The 18,386-nt window shown below is 44.6% G+C and carries 18 protein-coding genes; 8 read left to right on the top strand and 10 right to left on the bottom strand.

Translation table 11 applies throughout. The features are described from left to right. Nucleotides 1-65 precede the first annotated feature (65 nt). The 3 genes from BLV90_RS10780 to BLV90_RS10770 all read right to left on the bottom strand — a co-directional run bounded on the left by BLV90_RS10780 (nt 66) and on the right by BLV90_RS10770 (nt 2,293). The gene (locus BLV90_RS10780; protein ID WP_177168013.1) at nt 66-1,040 is read right to left on the bottom strand and encodes a sensor histidine kinase; all 975 of its coding nucleotides are present in this window, start codon (nt 1,038-1,040) and stop codon (nt 66-68) included. Next, nucleotides 1,037-1,735, bottom strand: a complete 699-nt coding sequence (locus BLV90_RS10775; protein WP_091740575.1) for a response regulator transcription factor — start codon at nt 1,733-1,735, stop codon at nt 1,037-1,039. Before BLV90_RS10775 ends, BLV90_RS10780 begins: the two co-directional genes overlap by 4 nt. Nucleotides 1,736-1,855: 120 nt before the next feature. Beyond that, nucleotides 1,856-2,293, bottom strand: coding sequence for a ferritin-like domain-containing protein (locus BLV90_RS10770; RefSeq protein ID WP_091740572.1), 438 nt, complete (start codon nt 2,291-2,293; stop codon nt 1,856-1,858). A 137-nt stretch (nt 2,294-2,430) separates the two neighbouring features. Between BLV90_RS10770 and mnmL the strand changes: the two genes are divergently transcribed. Beyond that, the gene (gene mnmL / locus BLV90_RS10765; protein ID WP_091740568.1) at nt 2,431-3,438 is read left to right on the top strand and encodes a tRNA modification radical SAM protein MnmL/YtqA; all 1,008 of its coding nucleotides are present in this window, start codon (nt 2,431-2,433) and stop codon (nt 3,436-3,438) included. Continuing rightward, nucleotides 3,435-4,013, top strand: coding sequence for a tRNA 5-(aminomethyl)-2-thiouridylate-methyltransferase MnmM (gene mnmM, locus BLV90_RS10760; protein WP_091740565.1), 579 nt, complete (start codon nt 3,435-3,437; stop codon nt 4,011-4,013). The genes mnmL and mnmM overlap by 4 nt, the downstream gene beginning before the upstream one ends. Before the next feature lie 57 nt (nt 4,014-4,070). On the opposite strand, the gene nadE is transcribed toward mnmM, so the two are convergent. The 3 genes from nadE to BLV90_RS10745 all read right to left on the bottom strand — a co-directional run bounded on the left by nadE (nt 4,071) and on the right by BLV90_RS10745 (nt 7,298). Further along, nucleotides 4,071-4,898 (bottom strand): ammonia-dependent NAD(+) synthetase, encoded by an 828-nt coding sequence (nadE, locus tag BLV90_RS10755; RefSeq protein WP_091740562.1) that lies wholly within the window; start codon nt 4,896-4,898, stop codon nt 4,071-4,073. 131 nt (nt 4,899-5,029) lie between these two features. After that, nucleotides 5,030-6,553, bottom strand: a complete 1,524-nt coding sequence (locus BLV90_RS10750; protein ID WP_177168012.1) for a protein kinase domain-containing protein — start codon at nt 6,551-6,553, stop codon at nt 5,030-5,032. Between the two features lie 340 nt (nt 6,554-6,893). Beyond that, nucleotides 6,894-7,298 (bottom strand): S1 RNA-binding domain-containing protein, encoded by a 405-nt coding sequence (locus BLV90_RS10745; protein WP_091740555.1) that lies wholly within the window; start codon nt 7,296-7,298, stop codon nt 6,894-6,896. A 216-nt stretch (nt 7,299-7,514) separates the two neighbouring features. Between BLV90_RS10745 and pckA the strand changes: the two genes are divergently transcribed. Both pckA and BLV90_RS10735 read left to right on the top strand, forming a co-directional pair. Beyond that, entirely contained in the window at nt 7,515-9,092 is a 1,578-nt protein-coding gene (pckA, locus tag BLV90_RS10740) for a phosphoenolpyruvate carboxykinase (ATP) (protein WP_091740674.1), read from the top strand. A gap of 227 nt (nt 9,093-9,319) precedes the next feature. Next, a complete protein-coding gene (locus BLV90_RS10735) occupies nt 9,320-9,745 on the top strand; it encodes an NUDIX hydrolase (protein WP_091740552.1) in 426 nt (141 codons plus the stop codon). A 1-nt stretch (nt 9,746) separates the two neighbouring features. On the opposite strand, the gene pfkB is transcribed toward BLV90_RS10735, so the two are convergent. Further along, nucleotides 9,747-10,691 (bottom strand): 1-phosphofructokinase, encoded by a 945-nt coding sequence (pfkB, locus tag BLV90_RS10730; protein ID WP_091740549.1) that lies wholly within the window; start codon nt 10,689-10,691, stop codon nt 9,747-9,749. Nucleotides 10,692-10,974: 283 nt separating this feature from the next. Here pfkB and udk point away from each other — a divergent pair, with 283 nt between their 5' ends. Further along, nucleotides 10,975-11,589 (top strand): uridine kinase, encoded by a 615-nt coding sequence (gene udk / locus BLV90_RS10720; RefSeq protein WP_091740543.1) that lies wholly within the window; start codon nt 10,975-10,977, stop codon nt 11,587-11,589. Between the two features lie 24 nt (nt 11,590-11,613). Here the strand turns inward: udk and BLV90_RS10715 are convergent, their stop codons facing one another. Then, entirely contained in the window at nt 11,614-12,507 is an 894-nt protein-coding gene (locus BLV90_RS10715; protein ID WP_091740540.1) for a LysR family transcriptional regulator, read from the bottom strand. 116 nt (nt 12,508-12,623) lie between these two features. On the opposite strand from BLV90_RS10715, the gene BLV90_RS10710 reads away from it, so the two are divergent. After that, nucleotides 12,624-13,910 carry an APC family permease gene (locus tag BLV90_RS10710; RefSeq protein WP_091740537.1) on the top strand — a complete coding sequence of 429 codons (1,287 nt, stop codon included), beginning with the start codon at nt 12,624-12,626 and terminating at the stop codon, nt 13,908-13,910. A 94-nt stretch (nt 13,911-14,004) separates the two neighbouring features. Here BLV90_RS10710 and BLV90_RS10705 read toward each other — a convergent pair whose 3' ends face one another. Continuing rightward, nucleotides 14,005-14,700, bottom strand: coding sequence for a class I SAM-dependent methyltransferase (locus BLV90_RS10705; RefSeq protein WP_091740534.1), 696 nt, complete (start codon nt 14,698-14,700; stop codon nt 14,005-14,007). A gap of 409 nt (nt 14,701-15,109) precedes the next feature. Between BLV90_RS10705 and BLV90_RS10700 the strand changes: the two genes are divergently transcribed. Continuing rightward, on the top strand, nt 15,110-16,276 hold the full coding sequence (locus BLV90_RS10700) for an iron-containing alcohol dehydrogenase (protein ID WP_091740531.1): 1,167 nt from the start codon (nt 15,110-15,112) through the stop codon (nt 16,274-16,276). Between the two features lie 277 nt (nt 16,277-16,553). After that, the gene (yknW, locus tag BLV90_RS10695; RefSeq protein ID WP_091740528.1) at nt 16,554-17,225 is read left to right on the top strand and encodes a YknW family membrane protein; all 672 of its coding nucleotides are present in this window, start codon (nt 16,554-16,556) and stop codon (nt 17,223-17,225) included. Nucleotides 17,226-17,416: 191 nt separating this feature from the next. On the opposite strand, the gene BLV90_RS10690 is transcribed toward yknW, so the two are convergent. Next, complete coding sequence (locus BLV90_RS10690) at nt 17,417-18,343, bottom strand: ketopantoate reductase family protein (protein ID WP_091740525.1); 927 nt, start codon at nt 18,341-18,343, stop codon at nt 17,417-17,419. Nucleotides 18,344-18,386: the final 43 nt, after the last annotated feature.

Genomic DNA, 18,386 nt, shown 5'->3' with positions numbered 1-18,386 from the left:
TGTAGCAAAGTCATTTTCCTTTCTCTATTGAATTAGCTTACAAAAACCTTAAATCAGTTGTAAGGTTAGTGAGCATTGAAAAAAAGAATTCGCACCACAGTCCCCTTCCCCTCTTCAGACTCAATTTCAAATTCATGATGAAGCTTCTTACACACTTCTTGAACTAAGTATAAACCCATCCCTGTAGACTCCCTGTATTTCCGCCCATTCTCCCCGGTAAAATACGGTTCGCAGACACGATAAATGTCCTGTATTGGTATACCGATGCCTCTGTCTCGAATCTCTAATACCCACTCTCGCCCTCGCAGATATGCTGAAATCGTAACGGTTTCACTAATTCCCGCAGAATAACGAATGGCATTCACAATGAGCTGAGTGATCAAAAAGGATAGCCATTTCGGATCTGTTTCTACATGTATAGACGAATCAATGGTATTTTCCGGATATACCTTGTGACGAATGAAGGAACCTTTATGCTCAGATACAACTTCATTCACCAGTGACTGCAAGGATACTCTTTGTACATGAAAATCGTGCTCAAACACTTCAAGTCGAGCAGTATGTAATATGGTTTCTAAACCCGCACTAATTCGGCTGATTTCCTCTTGAATATTTTGGAAAATAGGATCTACTTTTCCTTTCATCGTAAGCTGAATCACGGATAAGGGGGTTTTCATCTGATGAACCCATTGAGTGATGAAGGTGAGATGCTGTTGTTGTTTATTTTCATATCGATGGATCTTCTCCTGATAAAAGCGATATTGTACTTGGAGGTACTCTTGTAAGGTTTGAGACAAGGAAGAAGATCCACGGGAATCAATCCCCTCCTCAAAAATGGATAATTGTAAATAGAAGGATCGATGAGTTAGGTAGCGGATCATAAGATAGATCGATAGTAAAAAGAAACCAAAAAAGATGGAATAGAATGCTGTAGGAAGATTCCGAAAGCCATCCAGCCAATAGATCAGCATTACTGAAACAAGTTGCAACATATTAAATAAGAGTAAAGAAATATGCTCTCGCCAAAAAAGCCTCATCATTCATCCCCCCATGTTTCTTTGAACCGATACCCTGCCCCTCGAATGGTTTCAATCGCACCTACTACTCCTACATCCTTTAATTTTTTGCGTGTTCTTGTTACATAGACGGTCAGCGTGTTGCCATCCACAAATTGATGATCATCCCACAATACATCCAACAAATATTCTCGTCCCACTACTTGATTCGCATGCTCCAGCAATAGTTCCAGCAATGCAGTCTCTTTGTGACTTAATTCTGTCTTTTTACCCTCTAATTCCAGCTCAAGGATATCCGGATACAAGATAAGATTCGAGACCTTGATCATTCTCTGGGGTTTCACTCCCGCATACTTTCCATATGCACGACGGAGATGGCTTTCAATCTTGGCTACTACCACCTCGGGATAAAAGGGCTTCGTAATATAGTCATCGGCTCCATTTTGTAGAGCAATTACCTGATCCATCATTCCTTCCCGAGCAGAGATAAATAGTATAGGGCAAGTAGATATCAACCGGATTTTTCTACACCAATAAAAGCCATCATATTTTGGAAGGTTCACATCTAACAAGACAAGCTGCGGTTCTTCCTTCTCGAATAAATGGAGAATGAGATCGAAATCCTCTGCGACGATTCCTTGATACCCATATTTTTCTAAATGAGATTGAAGCAACGAACTTATTTTGGGATCATCTTCTACGATCATAATCTTGTTCACATATAATCCTCCTTGAATATAAATGTTCAGTCGATGTTATTATATCGATTTATAATAGGTTTTGTAGACAAAAAAAAGAAGTCGACGCAATACATCGGCTCCTTTTATCAAAATTTCACTTTAAGAAAGGCGTGGATCTTCCAACAACCGCTCCATCTCTTCTTTGTGATTGGACTCTTCGGCGAGCATATCTTCAAGCTCTAATTTGAGGCCGTATTGACCAGTGGTTTCTGCTTGATTGATCCGCTTAACATAACGCTCAATCGTCGCTGACTCGTCAGCAATCGCATTCTCCAGCATTTCTCGAACACCCCTGGCCTGTTTTACTGTAGCTGGATTTACTAAGGGATTACCCCCCAGAGCAGAAATCTTTTCTGAGAGGAAGCGAGCGTGTTTGAGTTCGTCCTGTGCCTCCGCCTCAAAGAAATCCTTTAAAATCGGGCGAGAAAGCCCAGATATAGTAGCAGCATTATATGTGTATGTAATCACCGCAGCATACTCATATGATAGATCTTCGTTTAATCCCTCGATTAGGGTTTTAATTTGGTTGTTATCCATGGCAACATCGTCCCCTTTTTAGTTCTTACCATTACTTCTTAGATTATGTTTTCCCGAGAAGCGGAGAATCAAACTTGGGAATCGCGAAAATTGTAGTATAATGGGAACGAATTCGGCAGATAAAAGGCGGTTTTACCATGACGACAGAACAACTTAGCCCCCTTACCTGGGGAGAGAAGCGATACCATACATTTAATTATTACCTTCGGAATCATTTTGGGGGAAAGGTTTTTAAGGTCCCCCTTGACGGTGGATTCTCTTGTCCCAATCGTGATCTCACTGTGGGAAAGCCTGGGGGATGCACTTTTTGTAGTCCCTTGGGATCAGGGGATTTCGCTGGACGTCGACGAGATGACCTAGAGGAGCAGTTTGAGAAGGTAAAAAATCGGATGCACCAAAAATGGCCAGAGGCCAAATACCTCGGCTATTTCCAAGCCTTTAGCAACACCTATGCTCCTGTAGAAGAACTTCGTCCGATGTATGAGGTCATCATGAAACAACCGGGTGTAGTGGGGCTTTCCATCGCCACCCGGCCGGATTGCCTACCTGATGATGTTCTCGATCTTCTCGAAGAGATTAACCAGCGAACCTATCTCTGGGTGGAGCTCGGTTTACAAACCGTTCATGAATCCACCTCTGACCTGATTAACCGTGCCCATGACTATGCTTGTTTCCTTGATGCGGTGACAAAGTTGCGTGCACGGGGGATACGGGTCTGTGCTCATATTATCTTTGGTTTACCGCAAGAAACACCTGAAATGATGTTAGATACTGCCCGTGCTTGTGCCGCCATGGACCTGCAAGGGATCAAGATCCATTCCCTTCACCTCCTCAAGAAGACATTGATGGTCAAACAATATAAAGAAGGTTTACTTGAGTTTCTCGACCGGGATACCTATGTCAACCTTGTCGTAGACACCCTAGAAATGCTTCCTCCTGAGATGATCATCCACCGAGTTACGGGAGATGGCCCCCCCGACCTGATGATCGGACCTATGTGGAGTACGAAAAAGTGGGAAGCACTCACCGCCATCGATGATGAGCTAAAACGACGGGACTCCTGGCAAGGAAAGCACTGGAAACCATCCATGACCATGTCACTCCCTGTGCGCACACGTCCTGCGGGGGTGACCTCCATCCTATGAATGTAGCTTCCATCTTGTCCTTCACCCATACCCTGGTGAAGGATTCCTTATTTCCTGGTGCTATCGCCATAGATGCAACGGCGGGAAATGGACATGACACCCTCTTTCTCGCCCAAACCGTCGGTGCTGAAGGTCATGTGTTCACCTATGATATCCAAGCTCAGGCACTTGAGATTACGCATCGTCGTCTACAAGAAGTCAATCTTGCTGACCGTGTCTCCTTGATCCATCGAGGTCATCATCATATGGCAGAGTCTCTAACCGAGGTCAATGTTACCCAAGTTCACGCGATTATGTTTAATCTCGGGTACCTACCAAAGGGAGACCCAGGGGTAACCACATTGCCGGTGACTACCTTATCTGCTATCCAACAATCTTTAGACCTTCTGGCACCCGGTGGCACTCTCACCCTCGTTCTCTATACTGGGCATCCTGGAGGAAATGAAGAGGCGACAGCTGTGCTCCATCAACTTGAATCATTGGATGCACGCTGTTTTGATACGGCTCACTATCAATTGCTCAATCGAAACCAAGCGCCTTCCCTTGCTATTGTGAGGAAAAAAGAACATTGCTAGATGTAATATAAAAAAAGGGGCACACCTTCTCTACACGAAGGGGCCCCTTTTATCTATTCAATCCTTCCACCACGTATCCAGTACGGATACAGGAATCGTCCGTTTATGCCTAGTTGCTAGAAAACGTTGTTCCAGCTTCGTAGCATCTTCTTCTGCTATTTCTTTTCCTTCCAGATAATCATCGATGATCTCGTAGGTGAGAGCCAGCTCCGTTTCATCGGCTTGACCTGGGTTATCGTCAAGGAGATCTGCTGTAGGAACTTTCTCATAGACTACTGGTTCTGCCCCTAGGTATTTCAGAAGCTCTTTGCCCTGACGCTTACTTAATCCAAAGAGTGGAACCAGGTCTGCCCCGCCATCACCATACTTGGTGAAAAATCCTGTTACCGCTTCGGCCGCATGGTCTGTCCCTACAACAAGAAAACCATAATGACCCGCTACATTGTACTGGGAAATCATCCGCTCCCGCGCTTTACAATTCCCTTTGACATAATCAGAAAGTCCAACTCCCGCTCCATCTAGAAATGAACGGACGCTTTCGTCCACAGCTTCTTTGATATTCACTACCAAGCTTTTATCCGGCCGGATGAAACGAAGGGCGCGCTGGGCATCCTCTTCATCTCGCTGTACTCCATAGGGGAGGCGCATGGCGATAAATGCGTAGTCCTCGCCTGTCACTTGGCGTAACTCTTCTACTGCCAATTGACACAAGCGGCCTGCTAGAGAGGAGTCCTGACCTCCAGAAATACCGAGGACAAGCCCCTTTGACCCTGTATGAGTCAGGTAGCCTTTGATAAAGTCGACCCGTTTCTTCACTTCTGTCTCAGGAGAGATCGAGGATGCTACCCCTAATTCAGCAATGATTTCTTGTTGCAATGACTTCATAATCTTCCTCCTCGCCATGTCAATTTTTCTTCCATTTAGTTATACCATAAGGAGGTTCTATACGATAACCGACTAGCCCTTTCCCTTGATATATAAAAAGGGCATACGAAGGAGATCCCTTCGCTACGCCCTTACTGATCTACTTTTTCTAGCAAGTATTCCACTGTATCGAAGGTTTCATTGGTAACCGGGTCCACCCGATACATTCTAATTTTTACAAACCCTGATCCGGTTGGACTGGGCGTAGATACGGAGAAGCGAGTAGGGCCCTTGCTCTTAGGCTTAATCGGCTGACGGTTAGTTACCAGTTTTGTGCCCTCATTATCAGTAACTCTGACATCGTAGAACACTTCTTGACCCGCTGGAGCCTTTATATCAACGGACACCTTATAATTACCGCCAGAACCTGTACGAGTAAACCCACTAAAAGTAGCGTTTTTCCCCATACCATTCTTTGGATTTTGCGGAGCAATTGGCTTAGCAGCACGTCCTGAGGTAAATGGCTCATCTTTGGTTTTACCGCGATCATAGTAAGGTTTCACATCTTGATACTTTTTTGCTCTAAATTCTTGCTGACTCCCTGTTGGCATTTCCACTTTAGACATTCCGAGACCGCCTAAACTGTACCTGTTATACCATACATACGAAAATAATAGCACAAATATGGTTAGCGCAATTATGGCTAAAGCGCCGGCAGCAAAGAGACAACCCATTCTTTTACCGCCCGATTTCTTAACCGTAGGCACTTGCCCTCCAAACACTTGTCTGTTGACGTCCGAATGATTATCTCCCTTTGCGCTTATCATCATAGGAGGTGCTGTGCTCGGCTTTGATATAATAAAGGATTTGTTAAGTGCTTGGTCCAGGTCTTTCTTCATTTCATCGGCAGTCGTATAGCGAAGATGGGGTTCCTTCTCCATCGCCCGATAGATTACTTCACATACTCCTTGAGGAATATTAGGATTCCACTGTCTAGGATCAGGAACGGGCTCCTGCAAGTGATTCAATGCAATCGCTACCGCCTCTTCTCCATCAAAAGGCAATACTCCTGTCACTAGATAAAAGAGTACCACACCCAATGAGTAGACATCACTCTGGTAACCTATATCTCGACCACGGGCCTGTTCAGGTGAAAAATAGTGTACAGAACCCATGACAAATCCTGTCTGGGTAATCGAAGTTGCCCCATTTAAGCGTGAGATACCAAAATCCCCTATTTTGTGTTGATCATTTTTAAACATGATGTTATGGGGCTTAATATCTCGATGAATAATTCCCTGTTCATGAGCGTGGGCCAATCCCCCACAAACTTGCGAGATAATGGAAACCGCTTCTTGTGGAGAGAGAGGTCCTCGTTGATGGATTACATCCATCAACGAAGCCTCCATATTTTCCATCACCATGTAATGAATATTACCTTCCCGCCCCACATCATACACATCAATCACATGGGGATGGGACATAATTGCAGCAGCCTTTGCCTCTCGCGCAAAACGACGGATAAAATCTTCGTCATGGCTCAGGGACTCATTCATCACTTTTATGGCAACTTGTCGTTCCAGAAGCTGATCCCGGGCTAAATAAACGACAGCCATACCACCGCCACCAAGACGGCGGAGAATCTCGTATCGTCCTCCCAGGCTCTTCCCTTCCACAAGCATCACCTTCTCTTATCTCACCCTATGACGAATGAGTACTTTCAATAACCCTATGTTATCATTACTATGATAGTAGATATACGTTTTCCATGAAAACAACTCTAGTATCAATAACTGGCCAATGGTACTTGATTAAACCCAATTATACCCTATAATCAAATGAATCTCTACTTTTCAGGGTTCTACCAATTGCGGAGGGGCCTCTCCTTTATATACTCGCAAAGGAGCGAAACATGCATGCCGCTAGTTTTGCTACCCAGCAGCTTGATGGATGAAAAATTTGGAAATAACAAAAAAACATCCTCCGCAGAAACAGAGGATGCTATTGAATCTATTCTCAGCGGCCTTTCTTCTGCTTAGCCGCTAACGCGCTAAGTCGTTCTTCACTACTCTTCATCCATTTTTTCATCATATCTTCGAAGTCGCCAGGACCTCCACGACGATCCCCGCCACCACGACGACCTCCACGACCTCCACCACCACCACCACTACGTTGTGGACGATCATCTGTCAGTGCTTTGATAGACAATGAAATTTTTCCTGATGGATCGATGGAGAGCACCTTCGCTTTGATGGCACTTCCAACAGAAAGCTCATCTTCCACCTTTTCGACGAACTTGGAAGAAATTTGAGAGATGTGGACAAGACCCGTCTCTCCGGTTTCCAGTTTGACGAAGGCCCCGAAGGGTTTGATGGCGACCACTTCTCCGCTCACTACGGATCCTTCCGCTAGCTGACTCATTCAAACACTCCCGAAATGTTATTCATTCTGCTTGAAGATACCATTAAATCCGGGCGAAGTCAATGGGGGAACGCCTATTATCCAATTTCAGCCTTCGCCATTATGAAGTACACCATTCCCATAAAAAGCATAAATGTGTTATACTTTTTGCATTCACTACGCTTATTGAAAGCGATTTCATTTCTTAATGTGATGGCAAAAAGAAAGGATGGACCTATGAAGACTCAAGCTGATATTTCTCATTGGATGAAATACACACTCAAAGGTCAGACCCATCGGAACTTATCCGTCCCGCTTCTAATCGAAAAAGCATTAGAACGTAAAGAAGGTACCCTTACGTCCTCTGGGGCTTTTTCTGCTGTCACAGGCGCTTACACAGGACGCTCCCCTAAGGATAAATTTATAGTAAATGATCCCTCAATTACCGATACCATCGACTGGGGACCGGTAAATCAACCGATGAGCCCAGATATTTTTGATCGTCTGTACATGAAAATGTTGGATTACTTGCAGAAAAAGGAAGTTTTCGTTTTTGATGGTTTTGTTGGAACAGACAAAAATCATCGGCTCCCTATTCGTACGATAAATGAGTACGCTTGGCATAACCTCTTTGTCCAACAACTCTTTGTCCGACCTATTTCATCAGATTTAGAAAATTTCACCCCAGAGTTTACCATCATCAGTGCTCCTGATTTAATAGCAGATCCACAGATGGATGGAACCAACTCAGAAGCCTTTATCGCTGTCAGTTTCGAACGCCGGCTCATCCTCATCGGAGGAACTCAATACGCTGGTGAGATGAAAAAATCCATCTTCGGCATTATGAACTACCTCCTTCCAGACCGCGATGTATTCCCTATGCACTGTTCTGCCAATATAGGTAGTAACGAACGAACAGCCCTTTTCTTTGGACTCTCTGGAACAGGGAAAACCACCCTCTCCGCTGATCCTGAACGGAATCTCATCGGGGACGACGAGCATGGCTGGTCAAAGGATGGGATTTTTAATTTTGAAGGCGGATGTTATGCCAAATGCATCGGCTTATCGGAGGAGAAGGAACCACAAATTTGGAACGCCATCCGCTTTGGTGCGGTCCTCGAGAATGTTGTACTTGATGAAAAGCGTAACCCTTTATATGAAGATGGTAGCTTAACGGAAAATACACGTGCTGCTTACCCTATCGAGCATATTCCAGGAGCACGTATCCCTGGAATTGGCCAGCACCCTGATGTCATTCTCTTTTTGACAGCTGATGCCTTTGGTGTCCTACCTCCGATTGCTCGCCTTACCCCTGAGCAAGCCATATATCACTTCCTTTCTGGTTACACAAGCAAATTAGCAGGAACCGAACGGGGTGTTACAGAACCTGAAGCAACTTTCTCTACTTGTTTCGGCGCACCTTTTCTCCCTCGCCCTGCCCATGTATATGCACAGATGCTGGGTAAGCGGATCGAAGAGTATAATGCCCGCGTCTATCTTGTCAATACAGGATGGACTGGTGGACCCTATGGGGTTGGAAAACGGATGCAATTATCCTACACCCGGACCATGGTCAAAGCAGCGTTGGATGGTTCCCTGGATCAAGCCACCTTCACACCTGATCCGATTTTCGGCATCCATATTCCTGATCAATGCCCAGGAATTCCATCCAAACTCCTCTTCCCTCGCAACACATGGCAGGATCCTGTCGCATTTGTAACCCAAGCGAAGGAATTGGCGCGTCGCTTCCAAGAAAACTTTGCGAAGTTTATAAGCGTGGATCGCGCTGTTATTCAAGCTGGCCCACAAGTGTAACTTGTACAGGTAATTTCTCGAAGCCGCTGGTTCGCCAGCGGCTTCATGTTCAATGCTAAACAGATCCCCAATGGGGAAATACATCATCATCAACAAAAACCTCATGACTAGCAACATGAGGTTTTTGTTGAATTATCTAGAGATATATTGCATGAATAAATGGTTATTTGTGTTATATTCATCTTATATACTCATTAGTTCGTGAATCATCATAGGGAGGATTTTATATGAAAAGAGTTTCTGTTGTATACACGCTCATTCAAGATCCAGAGACAGGGAAAATTCTGATGGTTCAAAATAGAAGAGGCTCCTCCTTTGATTACAGTCTTCCCGGTGGAGCGGTGGAGCCCTTTGAAACATTGGAACAAGGTGCTATACGTGAAGTGGAGGAGGAGACTGGTTATATCATTAAACCAACTGGCATGCTAGCTGTAAACGAGGTCTTTTTCCCGAAAAAGGACGAACAGGTCCTCTTCTTTACGTTCAAAGGTTCCATCATCGATGGGCAAAAAACCCTCTCTCGTCCCAGTGAAATCCTCGCCATTGAATGGATCGATGTAGACATAGCCATTCAGCGGATGCCCTACCTTTCAGAAAAAGTTTTTCAACTTCACCGTGAACCAGCCCCTTATGTATATGAAGGAGAAAAATAGCTTAATGATTGCGAATCACAACACCCTTCATCAATCGATGCACTTCATCTCGTTTCCCATAGCCTGTTCCTGGAATCGTCGACGCTTTAGCTCCTGCCGCTGTTGCAAAGCGAGCTGTTTGCTCTAAGGGCCAATGATAAGCCATCCCCATGATAATCCCTGCGACCATTCCGTCTCCGGCACCCACAGGATTTATTGCTTGGAAGATGGGTGGTTGTACATGAAATTGTTGTTGGTCCTTAAAAAACCACGCACCTGCTGCTCCCATAGAGATCACTGCACATGTGACACCAAATCTCAGGATCTCCTGACCCGCTAGGAGATAATCTGAATCGGTGATAAGTTCACGCTGTAAAAGGCCCTGCAATTCCTCCCGATTAGGCTTGACCACATGGGGCACCGCTTGGATGCCTTCTCTGAAAGCTTCTCCATCCGCATCCAGTATGACGGTTACCTCCCTTTTTTTTGCCTGCTTGATCATTGTCCGATATAAATCACTTGGTGCACCTTGGGGTAAGCTACCTGAGAGAACAACAAGCTCACTTCCTATCAGACAGTGATCAAACTCCGCTAACAACCGATCTACGTCCTTTGTTTCTACTGTGAAACCAGGCTCATTTATATCGGTAACTTCCCCTGAGTTCTGATCGACCAATTTAGTATTGGTACGAACCTCTCCAGGCACTTTGATAAACTCCTGTGATATTCCCCATTCATCTAATTGAGCAAGAAGAGCCTCCCCTTGCCACCCCCCGCCTATCCAACCAAATGCTCGCACGAAATCTCTTTCTCTCCATTTCGTCAACGCTCGGGCAACATTGATCCCTTTACCTGCTGCAGTCATCATTACTTCCTGTACTCGGTTCACTCCACCTGGATGAAAACTGGAGAGCATCAATGTTTTATCCATCGCCGGATTTAGTGTCACAGTAAGAACCTTACTCATCGAGTACCTCCTTCTGTTCTGTTCACCCCAGTATGTCACCCCTTGTTAATTCCCGCCCACCCCTTTACATATCCCATTAACTCATATGAGCGAGGCACCCTATGATCAGTCCCTTTACCAGTATGTTCTATACCCACGCCTTGAAAAAAGTTCCCGAACTTGCTATCATCAGCGAAGGTCTGTCTTTAATGAAACGTCTAGCAGAATGGACTAATATTCCCCTAATAAAGGAATACCAGAAACCTCTTATCCTAGTGGAGAGACTGAAAGGAATCATAATTTTATGAAAGCACCTATCATCATCGGCGTGGCCGGCGGTAGCGGCTCAGGAAAGACGACTGTAGCCCGCAATATCTGTGAACGTTTCTCCGATTCCGTGGCTTTAATCGAACAAGACGCCTATTATAAGGATCAAAGCCACCTCCCCATGGAAGAGCGGGTTAAAACGAATTACGATCACCCTCTCGCCTTCGATAATGATTTACTTATCGATCATTTGCACAAGCTCCAGCAACAGGAGACTATTGAAAAACCGATCTACGATTTTGCTCTGCACACACGAGCTCCCGAGAAAATGACTATCACTCCCAAGGATGTAATCATCTTGGAAGGAATCCTTATCCTTGAGGATGAGCGACTTCGAGATCTGATGGACATTAAAGTTTTTGTGGACACGGACGCAGATGTTCGTATTCTTCGCCGCATCGAACGGGACACTAAGGCCCGCGGCAGGAGCCTGGATTCTGTCATTGAGCAATACCTAACGGTGGTCCGTCCGATGCATCTTCAATTTATCGAACCAAGCAAACGTTATGCGGATCTCATTATCCCTGAGGGAGGCTACAATCAAGTCGCTGTCAATCTTCTTATCAACCAAATCCAGACCATCCTTGGCTAAAACTCGGCACTCAGAACCCTTCATCTACTTTAGGTGAGGGGTTCTATGCATACTCAGCTCTATAAACCGCTGCATCGCAGGCGAAAGCTGTTTATCTTTATGCCATATTAATTGCGTATAAACACGATCATCTCTATACATCCAGGGCAGGTTGATAAGCCTCCCCTCATCTATCTCTCGCATCACTGATATATAAGGCAAGTATGAAATGCCTAAGCCACTTATCGTACACTGTTTTATCGCCTCGACACTCCAAAAATCAATCCGATGATATTGGCCTATACTGCCTTCCTTCAATCGCTGTTCTAGTAACAAACGATAGGTACAGCCCCTTTCCGTCTGCAAAATCGTCTGACCTGTTAACTCCTTAGTAGTAACCACGTTCTCTTTAGCTAACTCATGATCAGGAGCACACACCATCACTAGTTCCTCCTGGATGAGGGTTTTCATATTAAATTCTTTTTCTGAACACTCTTCATCCAATAGAAATGCTAGATCCATATCCCCCTCCTTCAACTTCCCTGGCATTTCTTTACACTGCCCAGGTGTTAATTCTAACCGCACCTTAGGATAACGCTCTCTGTACTCGTGAAGCAGAGCTGGCAAGCGGTATACAAGAAGGGACTCAGGTGCTCCAATCCGCAATCGACCGGTAGGAGTCTCATCCATATTTACGACTTCGATGGCCTCATTATATAAGCGATCCATTTTCTCAGCAAAGGGAAGTAGTTTCTCCCCTGCCTCAGTAAGGACCGACCGCTTTCCTAAACGGTCGAAAAGCAGAGTCCCCATCTCTTCCTCCAATGTCCTGATATGAGCAGTCACCGTCGATTGTGCATACCCCAGTACCTCACCTGCTCTAGTAAATCCCCCCGTCTCTGCCACTGTACGAAAGGTTTTTAGATAACGAAGCTCCATATCGATACCTCCTTTCATCTATTATAAAATCCGATCATTTTAATTAAAACCATTCATTTAACAAATCAATCACTCATCCGTATAATTACGGTTAAACCAAACAGGAGGTTAAATAAATGAAACGTGACTCTATTGGAACCTTTACACTAAGTGGACTAATGGTCGGCCCAGTGCTTGGTTCAGGGATTATTTTACTTCCTCCCCTCCTTTATCAACAGATAGGGGATTACGCTATTATTGCATGGACTTTGATGCTTATTTTTAGTGGGTTGTTTGCACGCCTTTTTGCTCGGATGAGTATCGCTTGGCCTGGCGATGGAGGCTTGTCTATCGCCGTAAAACGCGCCTTTGGATCGGACATCGAAAAGTTAGCAGCTTGGTTTCAAATATTAGCAGCCTGTGTCGGTCCAATAGCCCTCTTCTCCACTGCAGGAGAGTTCATAAGTACTTGGTTTCATGGAAATATTTCTTGGCGAGAAGAATATGGCATGCTTTTACTCATTCTATCCCTATGGATACTGTCAACTCGCCTTTCCTATGTTGGTCGTTTAGCCTTAGTTTTGTCCACCTCTGCCTCGGTCGTCTTGTTATTAGGTAGTTTCCGTGCAATCCCTTCTTTTAGAGAAGGATCATACCTTGATTCTCCTTTCCACGGCGGGGACTTTGGTTATGGATTATTGCTATTATTTTGGGCGATCGTCGGATGGGAGATCGTCGGCAACTATAGCTTAGAAGTAAAGGACCGGGAAAGGACCATCCCCAGGGCTGTTCGATATAGCCTGATCGTAGTGGCACTTGTTTCCCTAGCCACCGCCGCTTCGGTTCAATGGATCGATCCCACACAAATTGTCGGTGTAGACCCTAACTCTCCTCGTTTGGTAATCGTTCTTTATTCACTCCTTGGCACATGGACAGTACCCATCATCACTCTAATCACGGTAGGATTATGTATTAGTACCTTTTTGCTCGTAGTTGGCGGTACCGCCCGCCTAATTAGTGCTCAAGCCGCTGAGACACCTTTCCATCTACTTACTCGTCGGACAAAGCAAGGGGTACCTTTTCCAGCAATCCTTACCCTTGCTACCGTTCAATTCATCATTTTTATCATAACGAATATGGGGTGGATCACTCTCGATCATGTTGTAGCCATCGCCAATGCCTTCTTTATCGGGAACGCTCTATGTGGAATTTTGGCCGCCTATCGATTATTTTCTGAATGGGGGACCCGTGTCATCTGTCTGCTACTCTCTATAGCCTTTTTAGCATTACTCACCTTTACACCTCTATGGGTATGGGGGATAATGCTCACCCTCACCTTATATGCCAATAGGCGTGCTCTTCGTAATCGATCTTCATTGCAACAAAAACATGGCACTCCTTGTGAGCCATCTCAAATCTCTTAATAGCAACAAGCCGAAAAAAGTTAACTCGTTGCATTCTCCGTGTAAGATGAAGGTACCTCATCTACAAAAAACACGGAGAAATGCAATGAGTTATTTAAAGTCCAGATTCCTCTACTATGCGTGTAACCGTATTATTTAGCGCTAGATCATCTGGGATAATAATACCTAAACCGTTATTAGAATACGCTTTATGAAAAAAGTATGGAAGAGGAGTTTCTTTCAAAAAATCCTCTATAGCTGTTAGAACTCCATTTCGCTCTCCTCCTTCATATAATGCGTGATTAAACCAGTGATTTAATATACTATCATCCGATAATTCTGATGAACCTGGTACTAACCCTTTCTTTGCATAAGAATGTCGATATTCTGGCGGAATACTCTCAGGTAAATAGTACATATCACGTCTAGCATAAGGCCAATCAGTGTCATGTAAAAAGATAAGCGGAAACTTACCTTCTTTTAAAGATTTTTGTTCAACTAACTTGAGTTCATGATAAACTGTATACCAATTATGATCTCCATCAATTAAAATAGCGTCATAATCTTCTAAATTATTTAAAGCCTTCAAACTTAATATTTTTTCCACTGACAAATAGGGATGCATTTTTTTCATTTCTTCTTCATTAAATCGGGGATAAGGATCTATTACTGTCAATTGTGCACCTGAATCTTTGCAGTATTCTAAAATCTTTGATGTATTATACCCCACATCAGCCCCAATTTCTACTATATTTTTCGGTTTAAACACTAAAAAAATAGGTAATATAATCTTTTCATAGAATCTTTGCATTCCTAAAATCCCCCTTTTTTACGACTATTTATTATATGTCTAAAATAAGGAATTCGATTCCGGTGCGTGCCTATTAAACTCAGATTTCAGATCATATGTATGGCTTCTAAACCCTTGACGTAATCCCATCATGAATAAGTTAACAAATTGAGTGTTAGACTAAAAATAGGACAACCCCATTTGAGGTATCTGCTTGCTACTCTCCATATTAACACGCTAGTCTAAGTACCTCGAAAATCACGATACACGTAAATTACTGAAATCGAAATAAATAGGGCGCATTCCCTGTAAATCCTAGGTGTATTTAGGGAATATCGCTCCTCATCGCCGATTTCTGCCCTAAATCCTCCTCGCCAGATTAACACCCTTGCGTTATCCTATTACAAATACATACAAGAAGGTGATACGATTGGATACTTTTACTTACCATAATCCTACCCGGCTCGTATTCGGAAAAGGAACCCTCTCTAAGCTAAAAGAGGAGATACCATCAGACGCCAAAAGAATTCTTCTTGTATATGGCGGCGGCAGTATTAAGCGTAGTGGCCTTTACGATCAAATCCTCTCTATTCTAAAGGAGATGGATCGCGATGTATTTGAACTTGCGGGAGTTGAACCCAATCCTCGCTTGACCACAGTCAAACGCGGCGTTGATCTATGTCGCCAAGAGGAGATTGATTTAATCCTTGCAGTAGGTGGGGGAAGTGTCATCGACTGCACAAAAGCTATCGCAGTTGGCGCCCTCTACGATGGTGATGTCTGGGATATTATTACTAAAAAAGCAACCGCAGATAAAGCGCTGCCCTTTGGCACCGTGCTCACCTTGGCCGCTACTGGCTCAGAAATGAATTCCGGTTCGGTAATCACCAACTGGGATACTCAACAGAAGGCGCCTTGGAGCTCACCTGTTTCCTACCCTCGCTTCTCTATCTTAGATCCCTCCAATACCTTTTCCGTCCCACTGGATCAAACAATCTATGGCATCGTTGACATGATGTCCCATGTGTTGGAACAATACTTTAATCATTCTCCGAACACACCTCTATTGGATCGCTTTGGTGAGTCAATCTTAAACACTGTCATCGAAACAGCGCCGAAGATGATAAAAGACCTGGAGAACTATGAATTACGGGAAACACTTCTCTATGCTGGTACCATGGCCCTTAACGGAACCCTATCCATGGGAGTAGTGGGGGATTGGAGTACCCATCATATTGAGCATGCTGTCTCCGCTGTTTATGACATTCCCCATGGCGGTGGGCTAGCCATCCTTTTCCCTCATTGGATTAGACATACCATTGACGCAGATCCTTCCCGTGCCGCAAAATTGGCCGTCCATGTCTTTGGAGTAGATCCTACTGGCAAGAGTGAGCGAGAAGTTGGTCTTGAAGGAGTGGATCGCCTTCGAGAATTCTGGACTTCTATCGGAGCACCTTCCCGCCTCGCTGATTACAACATCGATGACTCCAAGCTGGAACTAATGGTAGAGAGGACTCTGCTCACAGCTAAAGAGTTTGGACATTTTAAGAAGCTGGCAAAGGAAGATGTGTACTCGATTTTGAAAGCAGCGTTATAAGCTAATAGATTCATGTAACCCCCTGTACTTTGAACAGGGGGTTACTTTTATCTCTTCCCATCTCCTTCCATTTCCTCCTTCTATCCAAAAAGGAGGCACCATACCTATAAGTATCGCCATAAAAAATAGGACTTCGGCGACAATTTATTCAGACCTCAACATAACGATTCAGCACATTGTACATCTAATCTCTGAATCGTTATATAATATTCAGAAAGGAGATCTTCTCAAATCATGTTAATGCTAAATAAATGAGCCCCATCAAGGAGGTATTGATGTGCAACAAGCTCACGAACCAGAGGGAAACCCTACAGCTGCCGTCAAACCATCTCTTCTGGGTATGATGACAAGTCCCACTCTTCAATTCCAACGTATTGCCGAAAGACCCGATTTTTGGTCTGCATTTTTAACCATTCTAGGGCTGACCGCGCTCACAACAGCTGTCATGCTGACCCCTGCCTCTCCACCTGGCTTTGTCATCACCATGTCTGTACTAGGCGTTTTACTGGGTGCCCCCATCAGTCTATTGATATCTGCCCTGCTTCAATGGATTTTTCTCCGTGTATTAAGCGGTAAAGCTACTTACCGACAAGTTTTCTCTCTTAATGTGTACACCTCTGTCATCAGCCTGCTTGGATTAATTTTGCAAGCCATCATTGTAGTAGCCACAGGGGCGAATATCCAAGAGTTGCAAAACTCCGTTACCCCCACTAGCCTCGCTGCCTTCATCTCCTCTGATAGCCTCATGGTGAAGGCCTTGTTGGGTAACATCGAAATTTTTGCTATTTGGCATCTTATTTTGACCGCCCTAGGCTTATCAATTATTGGGAAAGTAAGCACCGCCAAGGGCTGGACTGTGGCACTTACTCTCTTCATATTGGGAGTCGCTCTTGCCACTGGGTTGGGTGCTGTGGGGGATACCTTCAAAGACTTTGTTCCTCCGCAGTAAGTCTAGAGCTAGAATATTTATCGGCAACATCGGGATATGCGTCTTGATACTACTGGTAACATGAACGCTACATTATCGTATTGAAAAATCGAATCGATTCTTCTTCAATAAGGGCGCCGGAACGTTATAACATTCCGGCGCCCTTATTAATCATTAGGTAATTCATACTCCCTCTTCAAAACAAGCTTTCCTTATAACCGTCCCTGCTGTCGCTTTCCTTCGTATACCTTCAAAAAAGCATACACCGCTGTCAATCGAGGAAGTTCTGCTCCCTCAGGAGCCATTTTGAGAAGGGCTCCATGTAAATGATCCGCCTCCACTTCTCCCTTCTTCTCGATGTCTCGCAACATCGACGATTTCATCGATCCGCTCAAATTGTCCAGGATGGAAAAGGTGATATCCGCCACGCCTTCATTTAGCTCAGGCTCTTGGCTATGAGCGACAATTGCTACCTCTGAGACTAGCTCTTGTATTGTCTCTCTCCCACCAGGCACCTCGCGAATCGGGCCTATACTTTCTCCCATTAGAGAGGTGATCCCACTAAAGACGGAAAGAAAGAGATACTTTTGCCACATCGCCACCTTGATCTTATCGCTTTTGGATCCATTTACTTTCGTCTTATGGATCGCACTCTGGAACCGTTCTACCCGCTTAGAAGTACTTCCATCTCGCTCCCCAAACACCAAATCATGCTGATCACTAAACTGTTCGATCTCACCCGCTTCATTTAAAGTTGTCTCGATAAAACAGAGTCCTCCCAGCACCCTTTCTTTTCCGAAAACCTCATCCAATCTAGCTAAATGAGTAATTCCATTTAACAATGGAATCACCATCGTTTTTTCACTCACATAGGGTTCTAAGTCAATAAAGGATTGCTCTAAATGATAGGCCTTCACACTGAAGAGCACCACATCAAATGGATCTGCTGCTTCCCCAGTGACGATCGTCTTTACCCGCGCCTGATAATCCCCATGGGTGCTTCGGATCACAAGACCCGCCTCATCCAATTGTTGTTTGCGCTGAGAACGGACGAGAAACGTAACATCTTCGCCTGCTTCATGGAGCCGACCACCAAAGTAGCCTCCGACGGCTCCAGCTCCCAAAACTAAAATGCGCAAGCCAATCCCTCCTCTTCCCTCTCTTTTTTGTAAGAAGCCTAAT

The organism is Marininema mesophilum, from assembly GCF_900106775.1.
In the GTDB taxonomy this organism is placed as follows: Bacteria; Bacillota; Bacilli; order Thermoactinomycetales; family DSM-45169; genus Marininema; species Marininema mesophilum.
Note: the sequence above shows the minus strand (reverse complement) of the source record. Positions and strands in the feature narration are given on the sequence as shown.